This is a genomic window from Pseudarthrobacter sp. B4EP4b, from assembly GCF_006680095.1.
Classification (GTDB): domain Bacteria; phylum Actinomycetota; class Actinomycetes; order Actinomycetales; family Micrococcaceae; genus Arthrobacter.
Genome location: NZ_VHIJ01000016.1, coordinates 43,886 through 67,968, shown reverse-complemented (window position 1 = coordinate 67,968; position 24,083 = coordinate 43,886). Strand labels below are relative to the sequence as shown.

The 24,083-nt window shown below is 66.0% G+C and carries 21 protein-coding genes; 14 read left to right on the top strand and 7 right to left on the bottom strand.

Annotated elements, in window-relative coordinates:
• Window positions 1-37 precede the first annotated feature (37 nt).
• The 4 genes from FNL14_RS05930 to FNL14_RS05915 all read left to right on the top strand — a co-directional run bounded on the left by FNL14_RS05930 (window position 38) and on the right by FNL14_RS05915 (window position 6,328).
• Entirely contained in the window at window positions 38-2,005 is a 1,968-nt protein-coding gene (locus FNL14_RS05930; RefSeq protein ID WP_091419008.1) for a GAF domain-containing protein, read from the top strand.
• Between the two features lie 168 nt (window positions 2,006-2,173).
• Window positions 2,174-3,424 carry an iron-containing alcohol dehydrogenase gene (locus FNL14_RS05925; protein ID WP_142058454.1) on the top strand — a complete coding sequence of 417 codons (1,251 nt, stop codon included), beginning with the start codon at window positions 2,174-2,176 and terminating at the stop codon, window positions 3,422-3,424.
• A gap of 20 nt (window positions 3,425-3,444) precedes the next feature.
• Window positions 3,445-4,920, top strand: a complete 1,476-nt coding sequence (locus FNL14_RS05920; RefSeq protein ID WP_091419005.1) for an NAD-dependent succinate-semialdehyde dehydrogenase — start codon at window positions 3,445-3,447, stop codon at window positions 4,918-4,920.
• A 40-nt stretch (window positions 4,921-4,960) separates the two neighbouring features.
• Window positions 4,961-6,328, top strand: a complete 1,368-nt coding sequence (locus FNL14_RS05915; protein WP_142058452.1) for an MFS transporter — start codon at window positions 4,961-4,963, stop codon at window positions 6,326-6,328.
• A gap of 64 nt (window positions 6,329-6,392) precedes the next feature.
• On the opposite strand, the gene FNL14_RS05910 is transcribed toward FNL14_RS05915, so the two are convergent.
• The gene (locus FNL14_RS05910; RefSeq protein WP_142058450.1) at window positions 6,393-6,827 is read right to left on the bottom strand and encodes a hypothetical protein; all 435 of its coding nucleotides are present in this window, start codon (window positions 6,825-6,827) and stop codon (window positions 6,393-6,395) included.
• 57 nt (window positions 6,828-6,884) lie between these two features.
• Window positions 6,885-7,403 carry a flavin reductase family protein gene (locus FNL14_RS05905; protein ID WP_142058448.1) on the bottom strand — a complete coding sequence of 173 codons (519 nt, stop codon included), beginning with the start codon at window positions 7,401-7,403 and terminating at the stop codon, window positions 6,885-6,887.
• 244 nt (window positions 7,404-7,647) lie between these two features.
• On the opposite strand from FNL14_RS05905, the gene FNL14_RS05900 reads away from it, so the two are divergent.
• Window positions 7,648-8,232 carry a GNAT family N-acetyltransferase gene (locus FNL14_RS05900; RefSeq protein ID WP_142058444.1) on the top strand — a complete coding sequence of 195 codons (585 nt, stop codon included), beginning with the start codon at window positions 7,648-7,650 and terminating at the stop codon, window positions 8,230-8,232.
• A gap of 40 nt (window positions 8,233-8,272) precedes the next feature.
• The gene (locus FNL14_RS05895) at window positions 8,273-8,662 is read left to right on the top strand and encodes a VOC family protein (RefSeq protein ID WP_142058442.1); all 390 of its coding nucleotides are present in this window, start codon (window positions 8,273-8,275) and stop codon (window positions 8,660-8,662) included.
• Between the two features lie 34 nt (window positions 8,663-8,696).
• Here FNL14_RS05895 and FNL14_RS05890 read toward each other — a convergent pair whose 3' ends face one another.
• Both FNL14_RS05890 and FNL14_RS05885 read right to left on the bottom strand, forming a co-directional pair.
• Window positions 8,697-9,530 (bottom strand): oxidoreductase, encoded by an 834-nt coding sequence (locus tag FNL14_RS05890; RefSeq protein WP_142058440.1) that lies wholly within the window; start codon window positions 9,528-9,530, stop codon window positions 8,697-8,699.
• Window positions 9,531-9,549: 19 nt separating this feature from the next.
• Window positions 9,550-11,031, bottom strand: a complete 1,482-nt coding sequence (locus FNL14_RS05885; protein WP_142058438.1) for an FAD-dependent monooxygenase — start codon at window positions 11,029-11,031, stop codon at window positions 9,550-9,552.
• A 165-nt stretch (window positions 11,032-11,196) separates the two neighbouring features.
• Here FNL14_RS05885 and FNL14_RS05880 point away from each other — a divergent pair, with 165 nt between their 5' ends.
• From FNL14_RS05880 to FNL14_RS05860, 5 genes are all read left to right on the top strand, one after another.
• Window positions 11,197-12,096 (top strand): LysR family transcriptional regulator, encoded by a 900-nt coding sequence (locus tag FNL14_RS05880; RefSeq protein WP_142058436.1) that lies wholly within the window; start codon window positions 11,197-11,199, stop codon window positions 12,094-12,096.
• 132 nt (window positions 12,097-12,228) lie between these two features.
• On the top strand, window positions 12,229-13,326 hold the full coding sequence (locus FNL14_RS05875; protein WP_142058434.1) for a tartrate dehydrogenase: 1,098 nt from the start codon (window positions 12,229-12,231) through the stop codon (window positions 13,324-13,326).
• 107 nt (window positions 13,327-13,433) lie between these two features.
• Window positions 13,434-14,885, top strand: coding sequence for a C4-dicarboxylate transporter DctA (gene dctA, locus FNL14_RS05870; RefSeq protein WP_142058432.1), 1,452 nt, complete (start codon window positions 13,434-13,436; stop codon window positions 14,883-14,885).
• A gap of 1 nt (window position 14,886) precedes the next feature.
• Window positions 14,887-16,077, top strand: coding sequence for a glycerate kinase (locus FNL14_RS05865; RefSeq protein WP_142058430.1), 1,191 nt, complete (start codon window positions 14,887-14,889; stop codon window positions 16,075-16,077).
• A gap of 10 nt (window positions 16,078-16,087) precedes the next feature.
• A complete protein-coding gene (locus tag FNL14_RS05860; RefSeq protein WP_091418990.1) occupies window positions 16,088-16,339 on the top strand; it encodes a DUF3072 domain-containing protein in 252 nt (83 codons plus the stop codon).
• Window positions 16,340-16,370: 31 nt separating this feature from the next.
• On the opposite strand, the gene FNL14_RS05855 is transcribed toward FNL14_RS05860, so the two are convergent.
• The gene (locus FNL14_RS05855) at window positions 16,371-16,574 is read right to left on the bottom strand and encodes a hypothetical protein (RefSeq protein ID WP_091418988.1); all 204 of its coding nucleotides are present in this window, start codon (window positions 16,572-16,574) and stop codon (window positions 16,371-16,373) included.
• A gap of 309 nt (window positions 16,575-16,883) precedes the next feature.
• Between FNL14_RS05855 and FNL14_RS05850 the strand changes: the two genes are divergently transcribed.
• Entirely contained in the window at window positions 16,884-18,218 is a 1,335-nt protein-coding gene (locus tag FNL14_RS05850) for a glycosyltransferase family 87 protein (protein WP_142058428.1), read from the top strand.
• Window positions 18,219-18,246: 28 nt separating this feature from the next.
• Entirely contained in the window at window positions 18,247-19,500 is a 1,254-nt protein-coding gene (locus FNL14_RS05845; protein ID WP_142058426.1) for a glycosyltransferase 87 family protein, read from the top strand.
• Here the strand turns inward: FNL14_RS05845 and mptB are convergent.
• Window positions 19,497-21,092, bottom strand: coding sequence for a polyprenol phosphomannose-dependent alpha 1,6 mannosyltransferase MptB (mptB, locus tag FNL14_RS05840; protein ID WP_142058424.1), 1,596 nt, complete (start codon window positions 21,090-21,092; stop codon window positions 19,497-19,499). The genes FNL14_RS05845 and mptB overlap by 4 nt on opposite strands.
• A gap of 273 nt (window positions 21,093-21,365) precedes the next feature.
• Between mptB and FNL14_RS05835 the strand changes: the two genes are divergently transcribed.
• A complete protein-coding gene (locus tag FNL14_RS05835; protein ID WP_142058422.1) occupies window positions 21,366-22,865 on the top strand; it encodes a SulP family inorganic anion transporter in 1,500 nt (499 codons plus the stop codon).
• 67 nt (window positions 22,866-22,932) lie between these two features.
• Here the strand turns inward: FNL14_RS05835 and FNL14_RS05830 are convergent, their stop codons facing one another.
• Entirely contained in the window at window positions 22,933-24,069 is a 1,137-nt protein-coding gene (locus tag FNL14_RS05830; RefSeq protein WP_142058420.1) for an FAD-binding oxidoreductase, read from the bottom strand.
• Window positions 24,070-24,083 lie beyond the last annotated feature (14 nt).

Genomic DNA, 24,083 nt, shown 5'->3' with positions numbered 1-24,083 from the left:
TGGGTTTGCGCCGTGGACTCCGGACTAGCATTGGCTCATGGCTACGAATGACGTCTCTGCTGTTCATGGCGGCGGCACGTCGGGCGATGCCAAGGGTGCCGGCCAGATTATGGACATGCTTGATCGCGGCATCTCCGCGGCTGAACTAGAGACGACGCTCTCTGCCTGGCTGGACTCCGGGTCCATCGACCAGTCAAGCGCTGCAGCCGCGCGCCGGCTGAACGCACGGTTATGGGAGGCGAGCCGCAGGGAGGGTCTGCTTCGCGTGCTCTACGATACGGCTACCGACCTGACGGGCATACGCGATGTCGAGGCGGTGCTCAAGGCCATCGTACGGCGGACCCGGTCTTTGATCGGCAGCGACATCGCCTACTTGAGCCTGAACAACTATGACACCGGCGAGTCCTACGTCCGGGTGACCGACGGCGCAACGACCGCTCTTTTCCGGAACATCCGCATGCCCCTGGGCGAAGGCGTGCTCGGTGCTGTGGCCACCGGCGAGGCGCCGGCCCAGAGCGCGGACTACCTCTTGGACGGGTCAAAATCCCATCTGGAATCCAGCGACGCTGCTGTGGCGGCCGAAGGTGTCCGGGCGATCATGGGCGTTCCCCTTCGCGCAGAAGGGAAAGTGATCGGCGCGCTGCTGGTGGCCGACAGGCATGCACACGATTTCAGCAGTGACGACGTGGCGCTCATGGAATCCATCGGTACGCACGCTGCCGTCGCGCTGGAAAACGCCCGCTACTTCAGCGAGATGGCTGATGCTCTAGCGCGGCTGGACCAGGCACAGCAACAGAACCTGTCCCACATGCAGGCACTCGAAGAGCTCTCAACCCTGGACCGACGGCTCATGGAGACCCTGGCGTCAGCCGGAAGCCTTCCACACCTGCTCCACCTGCTGGCCGAGTCCCTCGGCAGTCCTGTCTTCTTGGTTTCGCCCATGGGCGAGCCGCTGGCGGACGGGACGGCGCATCCTGACTTTGGAAGCCTTCCGGCCCTGAGCGCCGCCGAGGAGTCAGCTGCCAAGAGTGTGGCCATCGAGTTCGAGGTCAACGACAAGAAGTACACAGTCATGTCTGCCGTCGCGGGCGAGCAGCACCTGGCCTCCCTGATCGTCGCAGAGCAGCTGCGCCCGGCCCAGCTCGCCGTCCTGGAACGCAGCGCCCTGGTGCTCAGTGTGTCGCTGCTTTTCGAACGCACCTATCAGGACGCCCAATACCGTCTGCAGCTCGAACTCATCGATGACCTGCTCAGCCCCCGGGCTGAGCACTCGGCCGCACTGACCCGCAGGGCCGGGCAGTTCGGCTTGGCAAACCACGCCCGGCTCGCAGTTCGCGTGGTGGGCGTCGCCGACGACCAGCGCCAACGGGCTCTTTCCGTGCTCAGGCACCGGTCCGAGGGCAGCCCGGGAATCACCGCACTGCACGAATCACATCTGTGCATCATTGAACCTGTGGACGGGAACGGCAGCCGTCAGGATGACGCCCGCGCTTCCGGCCGCGCCGGCCAATCCATCATTGACGAACTAAGGCGACGCCGCATCACGGCCACCGTTGGGTCCTCAGAACCAGTGACCGGCTTTGCCCGACTCTCCACGGCCCACAGTGAAGCCCACTCCGTCCTCCGTGCCCTGCAGGCCCTCTCGCGTGACGGAGAGGCAGCGGACCGCGCAGCCCTGGGTACCGCGGGGATGCTGCTCGGAGCGATGGATAGCCCTTTCGCTGGACAACTGCTCTCTGCGCAGTTGGGGCCCCTCCTGGACTACGACGAGCGGCGGGGCACACAGTTGGTCCTCACAGCGTGGACGTTCCACAACAACGGTGGCGCCACGCAAGAGACGGCCGATGCGCTTCACATCCACTCGAACACCCTGAGACAACGGCTGGACCGGATCGACGCGCTGGCGGGTGCCTCGTGGCGCCGGGGAAGCCGTTCCCTGGACGTCCAGGTTGCGCTGCGCTTGTGGCGAATGAAGACGGCAGGCGTCGGTTCCGCCGGTTCCTGAACAACGCACCCTCTTTGCCGCCAGCCCAAAGCCCATGGCACCGACACACACGTGCTGGCCATTTATATGGCATGGAACCACATGGTGAGGGTCACCCGCTTCTGGAATGCTGAGATCTGCGGCACCTTTCAGGAAGCCCGCCCATCCCATTTCTAGGAGTTATTCACAATGTCGTGTGCGCACGCAGCGGGTATCCGTCCCGCAACTTTCGGCGTCCTCCGTCTGCCGCGGAGCGTCGTCGTCGGCGCCCAGCAGCGCTTCGCCGTCGCCGATATCGCAGCCGAATTCGGAACCGACGTCCTCATCTGCACCGATCCGCGGCTGGCCGTCTCCGAGGACCTTTCGGCCCTGGTCCGCAGCCTCGAAGACAAGAACCTGACCGTCCGGGTTTACGGCGACACCCAGGCGGAGTTGCCGGTGCCCGGGATCGTGGCCTGCGTCGAGGAGCTCAAGGGCCAGGAGATCGATGTCATCATCGGTTTCGGCGGCGGCAGCTGCATGGACATGGCAAAGGTCGTCTCCGTGCTGCTCACCCACGGCGGCAAGCCCAGCGACTACTACGGCGAGTTCGCCGTCCCCGGCCCCGTCAAGCCCGTCATCGCGCTGCCCACCACCGCCGGCACCGGTTCCGAAGCCACGGCCATCGCCGTCGTGTCCGATCCTGAACTTGGCATGAAAATGGGCATCTCGAGCCCCCACATCATCCCGTTCGCCTCGGTGTGCGACCCCGAGTTGACCTACTCCTGCCCGCCGTCCCTGACGGCGGCGACCGGCGCTGACACCTTCGTGCACCTGGTGGAGTCCTTCACCGCCATCACCCGGGAACCCACCTCCTCACTGGCAAGCGAACGGGTCTTCGTCGGCAAGAACATCCTGACGGACTCCATTGCCCTGAACGGCATCGGACTCGTGGGCCGTAGCCTGGTGACCGCCTACAAGGACCCCGAAAACACCGAGGCCCGGGCCGGGATGATGCTCGCCGCACTCTACGGCGGCGTGGTCCTCAGCAACGCCGGAACCGCGGCGGCACACGCCATCCAGTACCCGGTAGGCGCCCTCACCCACACTCCCCACGGCGTGGGCGTCGGCCTTCTGCTGCCCTACGTTGTCCGGCACAACTTCGAGGCCATCCAGCCGCAGCTGGCGCAGATCGCTGAAGCCCTGGGGCGCGACATCCGCGGGCTGGACACCCGTGCCGCTGCCGTCGCAGGTGTTGAGGCAATCGATGAGGTCATCGCAGCCATCGAGCTGCCCCCGACGCTGCAGGACCTTGGCGTGCAGGAAAGCGACCTCGCCCGGATCGCCAAACTGTCGCTGAACTCGAAGCGGCTCATCGACAACAACCCGGTGCCGCTTGACCTCGACGCCGTCACCTCCATCGTTTCCGCTGCCTATGCCGGCGACCGCACCATCCGTTGATCAGCACTTAAGGACCACTGATGACCCTCCTTTCAATCTCTGAACCGCTCGACATTAACGGCCTGACCGTGCCCCGCCAGCTGCTGGTTGCCGGGAAGTGGCAGGACGCCAGCAACGGTGACACCGTCGAGGTGATCAACCCCTCCGATGCTTCCGTCATCACCGACATCGCCGACGCCGATGTCGAGGACGGGCTCGCCTCCGTCGACGCCGCCGCCGCAGCCTTCCCGGACTGGGCAGCGACCCCGCCGCGCCGGCGGGCTGAAATCCTGCGCCGCTGCTTCGACCTGATGACCGAGCGCAGCGAGCAGATCGCCCGCCTCATCTCCCTCGAAAACGGCAAAGCCCTCAGCGACGCCCGCGGCGAAGTGGCGTATGCCGCCGAATTCTTCCGCTGGTACGCCGAGGAAGCGGTCCGGATCATCGGCGATGTGTCCGTCTCGCCGTCGGGCGCCAACCGGATCCTCGTCCAGCACATGCCGATCGGCGTCTGCGTCCTGATCACCCCCTGGAACTTCCCGGCGGCCATGGCTACCCGGAAGCTGGCGCCGGCGCTGGCCGCCGGCTGCACCGCAGTGCTCAAGCCGGCCACGCTCACGCCGCTGACCACCCTGGCGATCGCCCAGCTGATGATCGACGCCGGTGTCCCGGCAGGCGTGGTGAACATCATCACCACGAGCAAGACCAGTGAAGTCATGACGCCCATCCTCGCCGACCCCCGGGTGCGCAAGCTGTCCTTCACCGGTTCCACCAGCGTCGGACGCCACCTGCTCCGCCAGGCCGCCGACAACGTCCTCAAATGCTCCATGGAACTAGGCGGCAACGCCCCGTTCCTGGTGTTCGATGACGCAGACCTGGACCTGGCGCTCGAGGGCGCGATGGTAGCCAAGATGCGCAACGGCGGACAGGCCTGCACCGCGGCGAACCGGATCTACGTCCAGCGCGGCATCCACGACGAGTTCGCCCGCAGGTTGGCCGAACGCATGGGCGCCATGCGGGTGGGCCCAGGCACCGATGCCAGCACCGAAGTTGGACCTTTGGTGGATGAGGCCAGCGTCCGCAAAGTCGATTCGCTGGTCCGCGACGCGGTCAGCCAGGGCGCACGGCTCCTCGCCGGCGGCCAGGCCGTCGACGGCGCCGGGTACTACTACCCGCCCACCGTCGTGACCAACGTGCCGCTTCAGGCCCGTATGGTCACCGAGGAAATCTTCGGACCGGTGGCCTCGGTCATCCCCTTCGACACCGAAGAGGAAGTCATCGCAGCCGCAAACGACTCCGAGTACGGCCTCGCCGCGTACGTGTTCACCGAGGACCTCCGCCGGGGGCTCCGGGTCTCCGAGCGCATCGAAAGCGGAATGGTGGCCCTCAACCGCGGACTTGTGTCAGACCCCGCAGCACCGTTCGGTGGCGTCAAGCAGAGCGGCCTGGGCCGCGAAGGTGCCCACCAGGGCCTGCTGGACTTCACCGAAACCAAATACATCGCCCTCGACTGGTAGCACTGCCGGTCCCACCGTCTCCATCCGAAAGAAAAGATTAATGACGATCTCGAACACCCAAGCCAAGGCGAAGACGCCGTGGCGCGTTCCCCTCGCCAGCTTCATCGGCACCACCATTGAGTGGTATGACTACTACATCTTCGGCCTGCTCGCCGCGACCGGTGTCTTCAGCCGCCTGTACTTCCCGGAACAGGATCCGGCCACTGGCCTGCTGATGGCATTTGTCACCTACGCGGTGGGCTTCGTTGCCCGCCCGTTCGGCGGCATGTTCGCCGGCCACTTCGGTGACAAGATCGGCCGCAAGCCGATGCTGGTGCTCTCCCTGCTCATCATGGGTTTCGCCACCCTGGCCATGGGAATGCTGCCCACCTACGCACAGATCGGCGTCTGGGCTCCCATCCTGCTGACCGTCCTGCGCCTGCTGCAGGGCTTTGGCGCCGGAGCCGAGTGGGCCGGCGCGGCTGTCATCTCCATCGAACACGCCCCTGCCGGACGCAGCGGATTCTTCGGTAGCTTCACCCAGATGGGCGTCCCGGCAGGCATGCTGCTGGCCAACTCCAGCGTCCTTGCCGTCAAGGCAGCCGTCCCGGCAGCCGAGTTTGACGCCTGGGCCTGGCGCCTGCCGTTCCTGCTCAGCGTCATCCTGATCGTGACCGGCATGGTGGTCCGCAATAAGCTCGAAGACTCCAATGACTTCAAGGAACTCCTGGCGGCCAACGAGACCGCGAAGAAGCCGCTGGGCGAGGCCATGAAGAAGGAAACCAAGGGCATCTGGCTGGTCGTCGGAATGCGCCTGGCCGAAAACTCCGCGTTTTACCTGTACACCACCTTCTCCGTGGTCTACATCATGAAGACCTTCGGTGCTGAACGCGCCAACCAGGGCACCATGTCCGTTCTGATTGCCTCCGCCATCGGCGTCTTCGCCGTCCCGCTGTGGGCAATCCTCTCCGACAAGATCGGCCGCAAGCCGCTGTACCTGTTCGGTTCCATCGGCGGACTCCTGTTCTTCCCGCTGTACTTCGTCATGACGGATACCGGCAGCGCACTGCTGGCAACGCTGGCCATCATCATCGGCCTCGCAGTCTTCCACAACTCAATGTACGGCCCCCAGGCCGCCTTCTTCGCGGAACTGTTCTCCACCAAGCTGCGCTACAGCGGCGCGTCCATGGGCTACCAATTCGGCTCGGTCCTGGCCGGCGGCATCGCACCCCTTGTCGCCGTCGCGCTCCTCACCGCCGGCAACGGCAAGCCGGGCTGGGTCATCCTGTACTTCAGCATCATTGGCGTTATCACCGTGGTCGCCACAATCCTCGCTCCGGAAACGCTTTCGAAGCTCGATCGGCGTATTTCAGCCGCCCAGGAGCTGGACGCAAAAAACGCAGCAACTGCAGACTCCAGCTCTAACTGATACTTGCGAAAGCAAGAAAGGCGCCGTCCAGGTCATGAGCCTCCTGGACGGCGCCTTTCTTGGATCAGGACGGCCATGCCAGCGGAACGGCCCGGGCCTCGGGCGCCTTCTCGGTCAGCGCATAGTGGAAGACCCTGCCATCCAGGGTTTCCAGGCCGCCGCGCGCTTCAACCCTGAACCGTTCGTGGCCGGCCACCGCCTGCGCCCACGCATCGGCCTCCTCCCAGTACACCTCATCGGACCGGCGGCCAGGGTGGAGGTGCATGGCAACCGAAATCATCAAGGGCGCGTCCTCGAGGGTGGCGCGTTGGGCGAAGCAGACAACGTCCACGCTGACCCCGTGGGTTACGCACGAAGGTTTGCGGGCCATCGCCGTGGCGGCCCCCTCCACCCCGCCTTCGCGGATCTCCTGCCAGGCCAGGGAATACATCTGGCGGCGGAGCAGGGAAAGCTCATCAGCGCAGGTCGCCTGGATCCTGCGGGTGAGTGTGCCGATCATGCCGTCAGGCTCCTGCCGCGCGCCGGACCCGTCCCCGCGAGCGGGATCTCGCCCCCGTCATGCGACCTGCTCCAGCCGGCGGGCGCGCGCTTCCACTCCTTCGAAGTAGCGGCCTTTGAAGAAGAGGAGCGGCTCTGCGCCGTCCCGTGCCCCCAGGGCGCGGACGGCACCCACCACAATGGTGTGATCGCCGCCGTCGTACTCCTGATGCAGTTCGCAATCCACCCAGGCGAGCGCCTGGTCCAGCACGGGGTTGCCCAGGGGCGACTCCGAGTAGTCCACGCCGGCAAACTTGTCGGTGCCGGACCGGGCGAACTGGGCTGCCAGGTGCTGGTGCTCCCCGGGCAGGATGTTGACCGTGAACCGGCCGGCGTTGCGCAGCTGCGGCCAGGTGCTGGAGCTGCGTGCCGGGCTGAAGGTGACCAGTGCGGGTTCCAGCGACAGGGAAGAGAAGGACTGGCACGTGAAGCCCGCCGGACCATTGTCCGTGGCGGCGGTGATGACGGTCAGTCCGGAGGCAAAGTGGCCCAGGACGTGGCGCAGGCGCTGCGGGGTGAGATCAAAGTGTTCCGTCATGTTCTTTCCTTTCAAGGCCGGTTATTCCAACCAACCACCCGCCGGTGCGCTGTTCAATCCCGGCTGAAACCCACTGACGCCGTAGGCAACATGCGGTCATGGCCCGAAGCATGGAGTAACGAAAAGGGGCATCTGGCCAGCACTGATGGCGCAAGGCGGGGCGTTGGAAAACACACAGCGCAACCTCGTGAAACACTGCTCACCTGCTTTGGGCTGCTGATTTTTGGGGCCGTAGGGTGGGCCAATGACTTTTATTGTGCGCCGGGCACGCCCCGACGAATACCGGGACATCGGGCAACTGACGCTGGCTGGATTCGGCCACCTCGAACCGGGCGCCGCCCTGCCGGACGGGGAACGCCTCGCCCTGCTGCTCGATGCCGAGGGCCGGGACCGGCAGGGCGTATTGCTGGTGGCCGAGGGAACCGACGGCCAACTCCTGGGCACCGCCAGCATCTTCCCGCACGGTGTCCCCTACGCGCGCCAGGCCGGTGTGGGAGAAGCAGAACTGAGACTGCTCGCCGTACTTCCGGCGGCCCGGAAACAAGGGCTTGGCTACGCCCTCCTGGCGGAAGGGGCGAATGTGGCCACGGAGTGGGGTGCTGAACGCCTGGTCCTGGATACCGCGCAGCACAACCTGCGTTCGCAGCGCCTGTACGTCCGGTTTGGTTTTGAACACCGGCCTGAGCGGGACGTCCACCGGGAACCGCCCAAAGTCCCGTTGGCTGTTTTCACCCTTGACCTGCCGTACCGGGCTGCCGCCCCAGCCTCCCCGCGGGCTGCCGCCGCGCAAGGCGCAGATGCTGAAAGCCGGGACAGCGCCGTCGTCTAAATGACGCTCCCTGAAGGGCTGCGCAGGGTACGGTGGCCCAATGGAGATGCGCCTTGAGGTTGTCCAGGTACCCGTGTCCGATGTGGACCGGGCAAAGTCCTTCTACACCGAGCAACTGGGCTTCGTGCTCGACCACGACGTGGAGCACGTTCCGGGGATGCGGGTGGTGCAGCTGACGCCCCCGGGCTCGGCCACGTCGATCGTTATCGGCACCGGGATGACTGCCATGCCGCCGGGCAGCCTGGAGGGACTGCAGCTGGTGGTGCCGGATATGGGTGCCACCCGCGACGAACTGGTCCGCCGCGGCGCGGACATCAGCGAAGTCCAGGACATGGGTGGCGTGCTGTTTGCCCAGTTCGCCGATCCGGACGGCAACCGGTGGGTCCTCCAGGGCGCCACGCCGCCGGATGTCAGGGATGCGCACCTGTAAAAGCTCCTGAGCAGGGGACCGGCCAATCCGGCGGTCAACTGCGCGGCAGTCCGAGGGCCCGGCTGATCACAGCGTCGAACTGGCGGTCGCCGAGCAATCCTCGTGCAGTTATCAGCGGTTTGGCGCCGAAGCCCATCGCGTAGCGGGTCTTGGGCTTCGCGGCGGTCACCGCCTTCCCGATTGCGTCCGCCACCACCGACGGCGGTGAGTTCCGGTTTCCGGCCGACTCCGCCCGCAAGGTCCTGGCCACAGCTTCGGCCTGCGCCCCATACGGTCCGCGCCCGGAGGTAGCTTCCAGATTGTCCGCCGCGATGCCGCCCCACTCCGTGGCGATGCTGCCGGGCTCAATAACCACCACATTGATGCCGAACGGTTTGACCTCCAGGCGGAGGCAGTCGCTGAGCGCCTCCAGGGCAAACTTCGTCCCGTGGTACCAGCCGCCCAGCGGGGTATAGATCTTGCCGCCCATCGAGGTGACGTTCACGATGGTGCCCGAAGCTTGCCCGCGCATGTGCGGCAGGACCAGCTGCGCCAGCCGGATGGCCCCGATGACGTTGACCTCAAACTGCCGCCGGCCCTCATCAATGGGGACATCCTCCAAGGCGCCGTAGGAGCCGTATCCGGCATTGTTGACCAGGACGTCGATGCGGCCGGCATCGGCAATGATCTGCTCGACGCCGGTGCTCATCGAGGCCTCGTCGGTGACGTCCATGGCGAGCGGCCGGATGCCCTCTGCCGCCATTTCCTGCAGCCGGTCCGTGCGCCGGGCCGCGCCGTACACGGTATAGCCGAGGCCCTGCAGCTTGCGGACAGTGGCCTCCCCGATTCCTGAGGATGCTCCTGTTACAAGTGCGGTCTTGGCGGTCATACTCCTAACCTAGGGCGCATCAGCACCAGGTTGCCAGAGCCTCCGCCAAGCCCGCATCCGTACCATCCCACACCCAGGCGACATATCCGTCCGGCCGGACCAGGACAGCTGCGGGAGCGGGGACCTCCCCGAGCACCGGCAGTTCCCACGTCCCGCCATACTGCGCAACCACCAGCTTCACCCGATCCGGCCGCTGCACGTTGTCCAAGACGCCCGGCGCACCTAGGTTCAGCAGCAGCGGCCGCGCTTCGTGCAGCAGCGAATACACGGTCAGCGCCCCATCCCCGGTGGCAAGATCGACGTCGGGCATCCGGCGTCCCAGCAGCGGGTGTCCCTCGCCTAGGTCGTAATGGACGTCCAGGCCGGACTGCATCCCGGCGAACTTCCGGCGCGGCTCCTCCATGCCAAGGAGCTCGGCCACCACCTCCCCGGCGGCCTTGATCCGAGGATCCGGGCGGCGCAGCGCACTCTGCGCCATGGTGTTGCGCAGCACCCGCGCCGCCACGGGATGCCGCTCCGCCTGATAGGTGTCCAGGAGGGTTTCCGGGGCGGCCCCCTTGACCACCTGCCCCAGCTTCCAGCCCAGGTTCACCGCATCCTGCACCCCGATGTTCAGGCCCTGCCCGCCGTCCGGGGCATGCACGTGTGCGGCGTCGCCGGCCAGCAGGATCCGGCCGGAGCGGTACGTCGAAGCCTGCCGGGTCATGTCCGTGAACCGGGAAATCCACGTGGGACTGTGGGCCCCGTAATCGGTGCCGCAAACGGCAACCAGTGCTGCTTGGAGATCCTCCAGGGTTGGCTCGGTGGGAGGCCCCACGTGTTCCTCGGTCACCATCACGCCCACCGGCCCGCTGTCCGCGTAGACCACCTTGCCGTCCACGATCTTGTACTCCCGCCGGCCAAAGGAATGGATGCCGAAAGCATTCTGGTGCACGCCGAATTCGGGCTGGCCAGTCATCTCCACCTCGGCGATCAGGGCGCTGGTGGTGGGATCCCAGCCGGGAAATTCAATGCCCGCCGCTTTGCGCACCAGGCTCCTGCCGCCGTCGCACCCCACAACATAGCCTGCACGCAGGGTGCTGCCATCCTTGAGTTGGAGGTCGACGCCGGCACTGTCCTGGGCGAGGCCCGTCACCTCCGTCCCGCGGTAGAACGTCACGGCCAACTCGTCCACCCAACCCGCCAGGATGCGTTCGATGTGGTTCTGCCACAGCCCCAGCCCGTAGGGATGGCGGGTGGGAAAGTCACTGATGTCCAGGCGCGTCATCGCGAACCCTGCCACCTGGGCCGGCTGCCCTTCGGCGATGAACCGCCCGGCGATGCCGCGCTGGTCCAGGACTTCAAGGGTCCGTGAGTGCAGGCCGCCTGCCCGTGCACCTGCCAGCTCCTGGCTGGGGCGCCGCTCCACAATGGCTGCATCAACTCCCGCGAGCGCCAACTCCCCTGCCAGCATCAACCCCGTGGGGCCGCCACCCACAATCACTACCGCATGCTCAGTCATCGCTTGCTCCCGTTCTCTCCGGTTGAGGCCTCGTCGATTATCCGGCCCCCACGGGGCCTTGCGGCAAGCCCCACCCGGGGCGATACATTGGAAATGGAAGGAGTGCATCAGCTCCGTTTCCGTCTGCCGTTCCACCCGGTCAGGCTTACCGGCAAAGGAGCAGGCGTGGACACCCGCAAACTCAAATACTTCCTCGCCGTGGTGGACCATGACGGCTTCAACCGGGCGGCGGAGCACCTGCTGATCGCCCAGCCGTCGCTGAGCCAGACCATCGCCAGCCTGGAGAAGGAACTTGGCGTTCCGCTGTTCCACCGCATCGGACGGCGGGCGGTACTCAGCGAAGCGGGGAAGGAACTGGTGGGCCCGGCACGGCTGGTGATGCGGGACCTCGACGCCGCCCAGTCCGCGGTCCAGGCACTGCGCGGCATCCGCAGCGGGCGGCTGGACATCATCACCATGCCTTCCCCCGGCATCGAACCCCTGACGTCGATGATCGCGGACTTCACCAGGCTCCACCCCTCGGTCCGGCTCAACGTCAGCGCCGCCTTTACGCCGGAGGAAGTCATCGATTCCGTCCGCAGCGGCAGCACGGAAATCGGGCTGGCAGGCTCCCCCACGCCCATCCGGGTCCCCGGCGTGGAGGTCCTGGAACTGGAGCGCCAGCCGCTGATCCTCATCGTCAACCCGCAGGCTGACACCTTCCCGGCCGGCGGCAAAGCCATCCAGCGGGAGGACCTCGGCGGCCACCGCATCATCGCCAGCCAGCGCGGTTCGTTGATGCGCTGGTTGGTGGACGATGCCCTGGCGCACGGCGTCAAGGTCGAAATCGTCGTCGAGGTGGCCCACCGGACCTCCATCCTGCCGCTGGTACTCGCGGGTGTGGGCCATGCGGTAATGCCGTCGTCGTGGGCGCCCACGGCCCACAAGGCGGGCCTCCGCACGCTGCTCATCGAACCCGTGCACCACCTCGACGTCGCCGTCCTCAGCCGCAAGGAAAACCTCACGCCGGCGGCCAAAGCCTTCCTCGGCGTCGCGGCCCGGCACACGGAAAACCAGCAGCAATAGATAGGCCGTTCCTATCAGGCGTATCGAAACTAAGTCTTGGACGCTGCCTGCCCGGGGGCCGTCTACTTGAAGAGGAAGGACAGTGTGACCGCGCTAACAGGCTCACTGCAAACACTCAACGAGGAGGCTGGCATGAGCGCCACCCAGAAATTCAGCATCGCATCCATCCCCGCCGACGGCGTGGGCAAGGAAGTTGTTTCCGCAGGCCGCCGCGTACTGGACGCCCTGGCACAGGACTCCAACGGCAGGTTCGCCTTCGACTGGACCGAGTTCCCCTGGGGCTGCGGCTACTACGAAAAGACCGGCCAGATGATGGACCCCAGGGGCCTGGAAGCCCTCAAGGACTTCGACGCCATCTACTTCGGCGCCGTCGGCTGGGAGAACGTCCCGGACCACATCAGCCTCTGGGGCCTGCGCCTGAACATCACCCAGAACTTCGACCAGTGGGCCAACATCCGCCCGGTGAAGTTCCTGCCCGGCATCCAGTCCCCGCTCCGCAAGGCGGACAACACCGAGCTCGACTGGGTTGTGGTCCGCGAGAACAGCGAAGGCGAATACGCCGGCCTGGGCGGCCGCAACCTGAGCGGCCGCGGCCCCGGCAACGAGGTGGCACTGCAGACCGCGCTGTTCACCGAAAAGGGCTGCGAGCGGATCATGCGCTTCGCGTTCGACCTAGCCCGGACCCGCACAGTAAAGAAGGTCTCCTCGGTCACCAAGTCCAACGCCCAGCAGTACGGCATGGTCCTGTGGGACGAAACCTTCCAGCGCGTGGCCCTGGACTACCCGGATGTGCAGACCGAAAGCGTGCTGGTGGACGCCATGAGCGCCAAGTTCATCCTCAAGCCCGAGGACCTGTCCGTGGTGGTGGCCTCCAACCTGAACGCCGACATCCTCTCCGACCTCGGTTCCGCGCTTGCCGGCAGCCTGGGCCTGGCCGCCAGCGCCAACCTGAACCCGGAGCGCCGCTTCCCGTCCATGTTCGAACCGGTCCACGGCTCCGCCCCGGACATCGCCGGCCAGGGCATCAGCAACCCCATCGGCGCCATCGCGTCCGCAGCCCTCATGCTGGACCACTTCGGCCTGCACCAGGAAGCCCGCCGGGTGGAAGCAGCCATCGAGGCAGCCACCGGCTCCGGGCACCTGACCCGCGACGTCGGCGGCGACGCCACCACGGACGACGTCACCGAGGCGATCATCAAGGCCCTGACCCGGGCACCCGCCGCGGTCTAACCCAGCTTCTCCCAACTCAAACGTCCGACGGCGGCTTGCGGGCCGCCGTCGGACGCTCCCCCAAGTCTTCACAACTTCCAGCGACGTTCCACAATGAGGTAGGAATCATGGATCACATCAGCTCAGCCGGCAGCGCGCGAACAACACAAAACGCGGCCCGGAAAACACGTTGGTACCGGCAGCTTTACTTCTGGGTACTGACAGCGATTGTTATCGGCATCCTGGTCGGCTGGCTGGCACCGAGCGCCGGCATCGCGATGGAGCCCATCGGCACCACATTCGTGAACTCAATGAAGATGCTCATCGGCCCCATCGTGTTCCTGACCATCGTAGGCGGCATCGCCAGCGTGGCGGACCTGAAAAAGGTCGGCATGACGGGCCTGAAGGCCCTGACGTACTTCCAGATCGGCACTATCTGCGCCATGGTGTTCGGGCTGGTGGCCATCAACATCTTCCGCCTGGGTGACGGCGTCAACGCGGACGCCGGCACCATCAAGACCTCCGACTCCGCCGCGAAGCTGATCGACGCCGGCCAGCACCAGGAATGGTGGCAGTTCCTCACGCACATTATCCCGAACAGCATCGTGGGCCCCTTCGTTGAGGGGGACATCCTGCAGATCATCTTCATCGCCGTGGTGTTCGGCATCGCCCTTAACGCCATGGGCAAGGTGGGCGCACCGGTGCTCGACGGCGTGCAGCGCCTCACCGGCGTGATGTTCAAGATCCTGGGCTTCATCATGAAGGCAGCCCCGCTGGGTGCCTTCGGCGCCATGGCCTTCGCTGTTGGCAAGTACGGCGTCTCATCACTGACCAGCATGGGCGGACTCATCGCCCTGTTCTACGTCACGTCCATCCTCTTTGTGGTGGTGGTCCTCGGTTCCGTGATGGCCTTCCTGAAGCTGAACATCTTCCGGATGATCCGGCACCTGAAGGAGGAGTACATGCTCATCCTGGGCACCTCCACCGCCGAACCCGCCCTGCCCGGCCTGATGCGCAAGCTGGAGCACGCCGGCGTGAAGAAGGAAACCGTGGGCCTGGTGGTTCCCACCGGGTACAGCTTCAATCTCGACGGCGCAGCGATCTACCTCTCCCTCGCTGCCCTCTACATCGCCCAGGCCACCAACACGGACCTGACCATCGGCCAGCAACTGGGCCTGCTCGCCGTGATGCTGCTGACCTCCAAGGGTGCAGCAGGTGTGGCCGGCGGCGGCTTCATCGCCCTGACCGCCACGCTGACCACCATGGGCACCATCCCCGCCGCCGGCATCATGCTCATCTTCGGCATCGACAAGTTCATGTCCGAGTGCCGTGCACTGGTGAACTTCACCGGCAACGCCGTAGCCACCCTCTTCATCGCCTGGTGGGACCGCACCCTGGACGTGGACCGCGCCCGCCGCGTCTTCGCTGGCGAAACGGTGGAGCCCATGCCCGCCGAGGACCCCATCCACGGTGCGGACGCCGCCGAGATCGATGACGACCTCAACGAGTACGGGCACCACGCACCGAAGCACCACGCCACCTCCGCTGACCGCCGCCCCGCCTACTCGGAAACCATCTGACATGTCCGCAGCAACCGCCCCGCACAGCGTCCGCGCCCTCATTGCGCCGGACAAGTTCAAAGGCAGCCTTACCGCCGCCGAAGTCGCCGACGCCCTGGCCGCCGGCCTCCGTTCGGCCGCTTTCCCCGGCGCCGGTTCCACGGCCGGGACGGTACGCTGCGAGCTCCTTCCGCTGGCAGACGGAGGTGACGGCAGTGTTGACGCGGCCGTCGCCTCCGGCTTCGGCCGCCACAGCTGCACGGTGTCCGGGCCAACGGGCCGGCCTGTCCAGGCGGGCATCGCGTTCGACGGCGTCACGGCGGTTGTTGAGGTGGCGAACACCTGCGGGCTGGGGCTGCTGCCCGGCGGAAAGCTCGAACCGATGGAAGCGTCAAGCCGCGGTTTCGGCGATGCGGTCCTGGTTGCCCTCAGCCTCAACCCCGCCCGGATCATCCTTGCCCTGGGCGGCAGCGCCAGCACCGACGGCGGGATGGGAATGCTTACCGCCCTCGGCTTCCGCTTCCGTGATGCCGCCGGGCGTCAGCTGCAGGGCAGCGGACGGGACTTGGGCCAGATCCACACCGTAGAGCCGACGGCGCTTCCGGAACTCCGCGAAACCGAACTGATCGTTGCGAGCGACGTCCACAATCCGCTCGGCGGACCGCACGGCGCACCCGCGGTGTTCGGGCCGCAGAAGGGCGCCACCGCTGCGGACGTTGCCGCGCTCGATTCCGGCCTGGCGAATTTCGTGGCGAAGATGTCCGAGGCAGGGTTCGGGGACGCCGCGGCCCTGGCCGAAAACGAGGGTGCCGGCAGCGCGGGCGGCATCGGCTATGCATGCCTGCTGCTGGGGGCGCGGCAGGTGTCGGGCGCGGACTACTTCCTGGACCTGCTGGACTTCGACACCCGCAAGGACGGCTGCGACGTGGTCATCACGGGGGAGGGAAGCATCGACGACCAGACGCTGGCCGGGAAACTGCCCGCCGCCGTCGCCCGCCGGTCCGGGGACCGGCCGATCATTGCCGTCGCCGGCCGCTCACTCCTTCCACGGGAGCGCTGGTCCGAAATGTCGCTTGCCCGCGTTTATACGCTGGCGGAGTACACGGACCGGGACTCGTCCAAGGATGCCGAACTCTCGGCCGCGCTGTTGCACCGGATAGGGCGGGACATCGGCGAAAGCCTGCAGGTTCACGCTGTCAGTCCCGGAGCCTAGACTTTTCGGCATGAGTGAAAACCAGGAAACCATCGGAAGCTCCACACCCGAGCCGGATGCAGGCTTGAACCGGGACCCTGAGGATTGGGTCACAGGAGATGAGCCCATGACAGCGGCACAGCGCAGCTACCTCGATACGCTGGCGCGCGAGGCAGGGGAAGAATTGCCCGCTGATCTCAGCAAGGCTGAAGCGTCCAAGCACATTGACCGCCTGCAGCAGCGCAGCGGAAGAGTGTCAGGCGGCGGCGCCGAAGAGAAATAACGCCGCTACGGACGAAGGCGCGCGGGGCGGCCTACCAGGCCTGGTGTTCCTGGGTGAGGCCGAAGGGAACAGATTCGCTCAGCGCCACCGTGAACTTGTCCACGCCGTGCCGGGTGACCAGGATGCCGTGCCGCTTCTCGGCCAGCGCGTGGGCTTTGGCAGCGGTGACGGCGGCGTCAAGCTCGCTGTCCATGCTCTGGCGGTCGGCAACGGTGAGGGTCAGTGGGAAGTTCATGGTCTAGCCTTAGTGTTTGGGGGTAGGGGTTCATATCTAACACCTGCGCTCCCCAAGGCTGCAGACGAAGTTGGGCACCTTTGTGCCCAGTTCATGATGCCCGAGTAATGGATCACCAGCAACTTGAAAAATCAAGTAATAAGTCGTCGCAGGTCAAACGCTTGACGGCCGGGGCCCGCTCCAGCAAATTACGGGGCCAAAGCACCGTGAATTAGAGTTGGACAGGAGTGGAAGCTGTTTCCGGACGGCTCCGATGCCCCTGAACCAGCCATGCGGCAGAACCCAAGCCACCAGCACAACACCATACCTGTGCCACGACCTGACAAGGATCCCGCCATTTCCACGGACGCTTTCTTCGGCAATCTCACCCGGATCCGCAACGTCATCCTTCCCGCACCCGCCCGGAACCGGCTGAACACCGGCCGCGGACTGCTGGGCGGCTTCATCGTGATGCACCTGGTTTTCCTGGTCTTCGCCGCTTCCCTGTCGCTGCGCGGCGAAGCCTTCAGCGATACGTTCATCTACCGGGACTGGGCCATGGCAGGCTTCGACGACGCCAACCTCACCGGCGGCCCCAGCCCCTGGGTGTACCCCATCCTCGCGCTGATCCCCATGGCCATCGCCGGCATCGCGGGACCCGGACCGTTCTTCTTCCTCTGGGTCCTGATGACCACCCTGCTCAACGGCTGGGCACTGCTGAAGCTGACCAACCGCGGCCGTGACCAGAACGCCATCCCCGCCGGCTGGTGGTGGCTCGCGTTCACCTTCCTCATGGGCTGGCTCGGCTTCGCCCGCGTGGACGGCCTCACCGCACCGCTGGTCCTGGTGGCCCTCGCCTACGGTGTGGGCCGGCCCTTCATCGCCTCCATCCTGCTGGCCATCGGCACCTGGGTGAAGGTCTGGCCGGCGGCCATCATGCTGGCCCTGTTCGCCGTGGTGCGGAACCGGATCCTGGTGGTGCTTGCCGGAATCACGACGACGGCGGGCGTCATTGCGCTGGCAGCAGCAGTGGGCAGCGTGCCCAAGCTGTTGAATTTCCTCACCCAGCAGGGCGACCGGGGCATGCAGCTCGAGGCCACCTTCACCACGCCCTGGCTCTGGCTGTCCGTCCTTAACGTGGGCGGCTCGCGGATGTACATGAACACGGACATCAACTCCATGCAGGTGGACGGTCCCGGTACTGCGCTGATGTCCGTCCTGATGCAGCCCCTCCTGGTCCTGGCCGCGCTGCTGGTGGCGGGCCTGACATTCTGGGCGCTGCACAACGGAAAAACCAGCGGCGGCGTGGACCGCACAGAGCTTCTCCTGGCCGGCGCCCTGACCCTCGCCACCGCGTTTGTGGTCTTCAACAAGGTGGGCTCCCCGCAGTTCATGGTGTGGCTGGCCCCTGCGGTCGCCGTCGGGCTGGCCCACAGCTGGCGGGAATGGCGGGTGCCGGCTGCCATGCTGATTGTCATCGCCGTGGCCACGTACTTCATCTACCCGCTGTTCTACGACGCCCTCAGCCACAACAACCCGTGGATGGCGCTGGTGCTGACCATCCGCAACGTCCTGCTGGTGGTGTTGTTCATCTGGAGCGTCCGGCGCCTCTACCTGCTGGGCAAGAAGACGCCCGCAGCCGCTCCCGCGCTCAAGGAGTCCTAAGATTTCCACGAAGTTCTTTGACCGGCTGGTGACCGTCCGCACCAAAGTCATCCCCGCCACGGTGGTGGACTGGTTCGCCCGCCCGTCCAGCGTGTGGTGGGGCTTCGCCGTCGTCCATCTCTACTTCCTGGGCTGGATGGCGTCCTTTTTCCTCAACGGCGATACCTTCAGCGACACCGAGCAGTACCGCCAGTGGGCCCAGGACGGCTACAACCCGCAGGACCTGGACGGAAAGATCAGCCCGTGGGTGTACCCGGTGCTGGCACAGCTCCCCATCTTCCTCGCGAACATCGCAGGGCCCGGCCTGTACCTGCTCGTCTGGTTCCTGATCATCACGGCTCTCAACGCCGTCGGACTTGCCTTCCTCACGCGCGGACCGCGGAAGGTCAGCGGCATCGCGCCGGCCTGGTGGTGGCTGTTCTTCACCGTGTTTATGGGCTACCTCAGCTTCGCGCGGGTGGAAGGCATCACCGCCCCCATCGTGCTGATCGCGCTGCTCTATGCCGCCCAGCGGCCGGTGGTGGCAGGCATCCTGCTCAGCATCGCCACGTGGATCAAGGTGTGGCCTGCCGCCGTGCTGGTGCCCATCGTGATCGCGAGCCGGAAGCGTATTCAGGTGGTCCTGGCCGGGGCCGCGGTGACCGCCGTGGTGGCGCTGGGAACCTGGCTGTCCGGCGGTCTGCGGCACATCCTGGATTTCCTCCTGAACCAGGGCGAGCGGGGCATGCAGCTGGAGGCCACCTTCTCCACACCATGGGTGTGGCTGAGCGTCTTCAAGATCGCGGGTTCGAAGATGGCGGACAACACCGCCATCAACTCCACCGAGGTCTACGGCCCGGGGGCCGGCACGGCGGCATTCCTGATGCAGCCCCTGCTGATCCTCGCCGCGGTGGGAGCCGCCGTCCTGCTGGTCCGTGCACTGAACCGCGGGGCGGAGCGGGAGGAACTGTTCCTTGAGGGTTCGCTCATGATGGTCACCGCCTTCATCGTGTTCAACAAGGTGGGCTCCCCGCAGTTCATCATCTGGCTGGCGCCGGTGATCATTGCCGGCCTGGCGCACGACTGGAACAGGTGGAAGGTCCCGGCTGCCCTGCTGATGGGGATCGCGATGACCACCTTCGTGATCTACCCGCTCTTCTACACCCCGCTCATCCACGCCCACCCGGTGATGGCCGCGATCCTCACTGCGCGCAACGTGCTCCTGGTGGTACTGCTGTGGTGGTCCGTAAAGCGGACGGCGGAACTGGGCCGGAAGCCTGCCGCGGTGCCTGCGGGCGCTTAGCCGCTCCGCGAGGCCTGGTACCTTTCCCACCGGTCCAGGCTCCAGGTCCAGCCCCGTTTGGCAAGGTCCCAGGGCTTGGCCTCGATGAGCAGTTTGCGTGTATGCACGTCGAGGAATAGAAGGTAGAACGTAAATGCCAGGGCGGTAATGAATGCCAGCGACGACGCGTCGATGGGCAGTTCCACAAAGGACCACACCGAGAGCTGGTCCTGCGCCCCGAACACCACAAAGAACGTGACGGCCACGTAGAAGGACCTGATCTGCCAGTCGTCCCGGATCCCGGTGACGGCGAGGAACGGGATGAACCAGAGGATGTACCAGGGCTGGATGATGGGTGAGAGCATCACCACGGCGGTGAATGCCAGGGCCATCCGCCGCACCGCGCGCGAGTAGTCCCCGCGGAACATCAGCAGCAGGACCAGCCCGACCGCGGCATACTTCATGCCCGTCCGCAGCAGGGTGGCGAACGTGCCGCCCGGCAACCCCAGCACGTTGGCCAGGAACTCCACCTGCTGGCCCAGGAAGCCCGACGGAGAGTAGCCGGTGTAGCCGGGGGTGGGGTCCATGATGGCCCAGGTCCAGCCCAGTCCAAGGTTGTACGGAATCCCGCTGACGGCCAGAATGCCGAGGCTGATGCCCGCCGTCGCGCCCCAGATCAGGAACTTCCGCGGCCAGGACGCGGAGGGGCCGGCCCACATCACGCCGATGAACGGCAGCAGGAGCACGGTGATGGGCTTGATGCCTATGGACGCGGTGACCAGGAGAATGCCCAGCAGGTAGCGGCGCGTGGCCGCGAAGTAGACGCCGGCGACGGCGAGTCCCACCATCAGGGCGTCGTTGTGGGCGCTGGCGATGAAGCTGATCAGGAACAGGGGGTTGGCTACGGCGATCCACAGCGCCCGGGCCCCGTTGATGCCGTGCAGTTCCGCAAGTTTGGGCACGTAGATCACGCAGAGCAGGACGCCCACGCCGGCCAGGAGGCGGAAGAGCAGCACTGATGCGTCGGGCTGGGCTCCGGTCAGTCCGACGACGGCGCGCGCCAGCCACAGGAAGTAGGGGCCGTAAGGGGTCCTGTTTTCGGCCCAGGCCGGATCGGCGCCGAGCGCAAACCAGTTGTTGAGGGTGGAAATGCCCACCTGGTACGGGTTCTGGCCTTCCATCACCAGCCTGCCTTGGCCGGTGTAGGCGTAGACGTCACGGGAGAAGACCGGCACGCAGAAGAGCAGCGGCAGGGACCAGGCGGAGATGGCAATGACCACGGACCGCAACGAGGAAGCGCCCCACTCGGCAAGGCGCTGGCCCAGCCGGAGCCACGAACGCATCAGCACCATGGCACCCACCGTGAGCAGCACCGTGGACACTGTCACGCCCCAGCCCTCGGTGCGCAGCGCGATGACGACGGGCTGCCGGATCATGGGCGAGCCGTTGGCGATCCAGCCGGTGCCGATCGAGCCCACGAACATCATCAGGGCGCCGAGGAATCCTTCAATGGTTGCTACATAGACCCGGCGCTTCACGGGCGCGGCCGCGGCAGTGGCCGGCGGGCCAGGCTGGCTTTCCGACGTCCCGAGGTGTGCACCGCCTGCCGTCATGTGTGTTGGTCCCCTACTTCGTTACGGCGCTGGCTGCACCAGCGAAAAGGCCGCCCTGCAACCTGGCCATTTTATCAGCCACGGTTCCGCCTGCTCCCGGATGACGTCCCCCTCTCACGTCCGGGTAATCTTGAACCTGCAGCCAAAAGTCACCGGCGCACCCCTTTGCACTCCGGCTCCCTCCCATGACGGGGCTGGACCGCGCGCAACGTGGCGTGCAGCGATCCCCCCAACCGCTCTTTTCCATAAGAGCCAAGCCCCTGGAGCCGCTCCTTGGCTGTCGCCGACCGCCCCCGCCCTCTGCGGCAACCGATCACGGTTCGCACGGCCCTCCGCTCACCGCGGCAACTGTCCCGCGAAGTCCTTGCCGGGATGGTCACCACCCTGGCCTTGGTCCCGGAAGTGATTTCATTCTCGATCGTTGCCGGGGTTGATCCCATGGTGAGTCTTGTGGCCTCCATCGTGCTGGCCCTGGCCATGTCCATCCTTGGCGGGCGTCCAGGGATGGTTACAGCCGCAGCGGGCTCTGTCGCCCTCGTGATCGCACCGCTCGTGCATGAGCACGGTGTCCAGTATGTTTTGCCGGCTGTGCTCCTGGGCGGTGTGATCCAGGTGGTCTTTGGCTTGGCCGGGCTTGCGCGCCTGATGCGGTTCATCCCGCGATCGGTGATGATCGGGTTCGTCAACGCCCTGGGTGTGCTGATCTTCATGGCACAGGTGCCCCACGTACTCAACGTCGCCTGGCCGGCCTACGCCCTGTTCGCCCTGACGTTCGCGATCATCTTCATCCTTCCGCGGTTCACCAAGGTGGTCCCGTCGCCGCTGGTGGCCATCGTCGTCGTCACTGCGATTGTCATCGTCGCCGGCCTCGCCGTACCAAACGTTTCGGACGAGGGCCCGCTGACCGGCCGGATGCCCGGCATCACCCCATTCCAGGTTCCGCTGACCCTTGAGACCTTCCAACTGGTCTTGCCCACTGCGCTGAGTGTGGCGTTCGTCGGCCTCATGGAAACCCTCCTCACGGCGAAACTCGTCGATGACATCACCGAAACGCCCTCGCACAAAAGCCGTGAGTCGTGGGCCTTGGGCGTTTCGAACATCCTTGCCGGCTTCTACGGCGGCATTGCCGGGTGCGCGATGATCGGCCAGACCGTGCTCAACGTAAAGACCGGCCAGGCCCGTACCCGGATCTCGACCTTCGTGGCGGGGCTGTTCCTGCTGGCGCTCGTAACTGGACTCAGCTCCGTCATGGGCCAGATCCCCATGGTCGCCCTCGCAGCGGTCATGATGGTGGTAGCTGTCACCACGGTGGACTGGCACAGCGTCAAACCCTCCACGCTGAAGCGGATGCCCATCCCGGAGACCCTGGTCATGGTGGTCACGGTCGCCGTTGTGGTCCTCACCGGAAACCTGGCTTACGGCGTCCTTGTCGGCGTCGTCCTGGCGATGGTCCTGTTCGCCCGCCGGGTGGCCCACGTCATCAGCGTGGAACGGACCGTGGCCGGAGACAGCGGAAGCGTCCACTACAACGTGGTGGGGCCGCTGTTCTTCGGAAGCAGCAATGACCTCGTGGAGCAGTTCGCCTATGCCGACGATCCCGCCCGGGTCACTATCGACCTGAGCCGTGCCCAAATCTGGGACGCCTCAACGGTGGCCGCCCTCGACTCCATCGAAACGAAATACAGCGCCCACGGGGCCACCGTGGCCATCCAGGGGCTTGATGAGCGCAGCACCGGCTTCCACCGCCGCCTCACGGGGCACTTGGGGGCCTGACCGGCCGCCTGTGCCCGCCACCGGGGCGGGGCCGCAAGGTGCAGCCCCGCCCCTTGCCGGCACAGCCTCAGGAGAAGCGCCCGGGCCGGAAGGTGGCCAGCATGGGGTGCTTTTTGCCGGTCAGGATTTCGCCGGCCAGCAGTTCGCCGGCAATAAGCCCCAGTGTGGCCCCGGAGTGCGTAAAGGCAACGAAGCATCCGGGTACCTGTCCCAGCTCGCCCAGGACCGGTTCGCCATCGCCGGGAATCGGCTTGTAGCCCATCTTCCAGGACGCAGGCTTGAGCTCGGGATTGCCGGCAATGAGCTTTGAAGCTTCGTCGGCCAGTTCCTGCACTACACCGTCCGGGATGCTGAAGGAACCGTCGGCGTGCTCAGTGATGTGTTCCTCATACCAGTCGTGGTCCAGCGCGAAGGTGCCGCCCGGGTTGGGCCGCACGGCTGCGCGCGGGGTGTTCATCACCGCTCCCACGCTGTGCTGCACCTGCTTGGTCACCACCAGCATGGACACTGGAGAGCCGTTCGGGATGTGCACTCCCAGGGGTCCGACGACGGCGGGCGTCGCTGCGCCGCAGGCCACCAGTACGGCGTCGGCCGGGTACGTCCCGCCCGACGAGGTTTCCACGCCCGAGGTGCGGCCGCCCTCCACCATAACGGAAGCCTTGCCGGCGTTGAGGACCAATTCCCCGCCCCTGGCGTGGAACTCCTCCATCAGGAAGTCGATCAGGTCCGGCAGGCTGACCCAGCCTTCGCCGGGATTGAAGATGGCGTTCTCCGGCACGGCGTCCGGATCGATTCCCGGGGTAACGGACGAGATTTCGCCCGGAGCAACCAGCTTGGAGTCATAGCCGATGGATTTTTCGAAGGCGTGCCTGGCCTCGGTGGCTTCGCGCTGCCCCGCGGCGTTCCACATCAGGCCGCCGCCGAACTGCAGCCATTCCCGGCTGGGGTCCGCGGCGAAAAGCGTGCGGTAGCGGTCCACGCCGGCCACGCGCAGCTGGTGGTAGGGGGTGGACCGTTCGCCGGCGGAGTTCAGCCAGGAAAGTGAGCGCCCGCTGGCTTCGCTGGCGAGGCCGCGCTCAGTCAACAGGATCACGGAGGCTCCTTCGCGGAGCAGGTGGACTGCCGTGGAGACGCCGAGGATGCCGCCGCCGATGACGGCGACGCGCTTGGTGGCAGTGCGCGGGGAGGCTGGAACAGAGGACATGGTGTCCCTTTCTG

Excerpts from the sequence above, each read along its gene's own strand:
- dctA (WP_142058432.1), top strand. The coding sequence starts at position 13,434 with ATGGATCACATCAGCTCAGCCGGCAGCGCGCGAACAACACAAAACGCG.
- FNL14_RS05915 (WP_142058452.1), top strand. The coding sequence starts at position 4,961 with ATGACGATCTCGAACACCCAAGCCAAGGCGAAGACGCCGTGGCGCGTT.
- FNL14_RS05885 (WP_142058438.1), bottom strand. The coding sequence starts at position 11,031 with ATGACTGAGCATGCGGTAGTGATTGTGGGTGGCGGCCCCACGGGGTTG.
- FNL14_RS05830 (WP_142058420.1), bottom strand. The coding sequence starts at position 24,069 with ATGTCCTCTGTTCCAGCCTCCCCGCGCACTGCCACCAAGCGCGTCGCC.
- FNL14_RS05860 (WP_091418990.1), top strand. The coding sequence starts at position 16,088 with ATGAGTGAAAACCAGGAAACCATCGGAAGCTCCACACCCGAGCCGGAT.
- FNL14_RS05865 (WP_142058430.1), top strand. The coding sequence starts at position 14,887 with ATGTCCGCAGCAACCGCCCCGCACAGCGTCCGCGCCCTCATTGCGCCG.
- FNL14_RS05900 (WP_142058444.1), top strand. The coding sequence starts at position 7,648 with ATGACTTTTATTGTGCGCCGGGCACGCCCCGACGAATACCGGGACATC.
- mptB (WP_142058424.1), bottom strand. The coding sequence starts at position 21,092 with ATGACGGCAGGCGGTGCACACCTCGGGACGTCGGAAAGCCAGCCTGGC.
- FNL14_RS05905 (WP_142058448.1), bottom strand. The coding sequence starts at position 7,403 with ATGACGGAACACTTTGATCTCACCCCGCAGCGCCTGCGCCACGTCCTG.
- FNL14_RS05930 (WP_091419008.1), top strand. The coding sequence starts at position 38 with ATGGCTACGAATGACGTCTCTGCTGTTCATGGCGGCGGCACGTCGGGC.
- FNL14_RS05895 (WP_142058442.1), top strand. The coding sequence starts at position 8,273 with ATGGAGATGCGCCTTGAGGTTGTCCAGGTACCCGTGTCCGATGTGGAC.
- FNL14_RS05890 (WP_142058440.1), bottom strand. The coding sequence starts at position 9,530 with ATGACCGCCAAGACCGCACTTGTAACAGGAGCATCCTCAGGAATCGGG.
- FNL14_RS05910 (WP_142058450.1), bottom strand. The coding sequence starts at position 6,827 with ATGATCGGCACACTCACCCGCAGGATCCAGGCGACCTGCGCTGATGAG.
- FNL14_RS05855 (WP_091418988.1), bottom strand. The coding sequence starts at position 16,574 with ATGAACTTCCCACTGACCCTCACCGTTGCCGACCGCCAGAGCATGGAC.
- FNL14_RS05875 (WP_142058434.1), top strand. The coding sequence starts at position 12,229 with ATGAGCGCCACCCAGAAATTCAGCATCGCATCCATCCCCGCCGACGGC.
- FNL14_RS05925 (WP_142058454.1), top strand. The coding sequence starts at position 2,174 with ATGTCGTGTGCGCACGCAGCGGGTATCCGTCCCGCAACTTTCGGCGTC.
- FNL14_RS05920 (WP_091419005.1), top strand. The coding sequence starts at position 3,445 with ATGACCCTCCTTTCAATCTCTGAACCGCTCGACATTAACGGCCTGACC.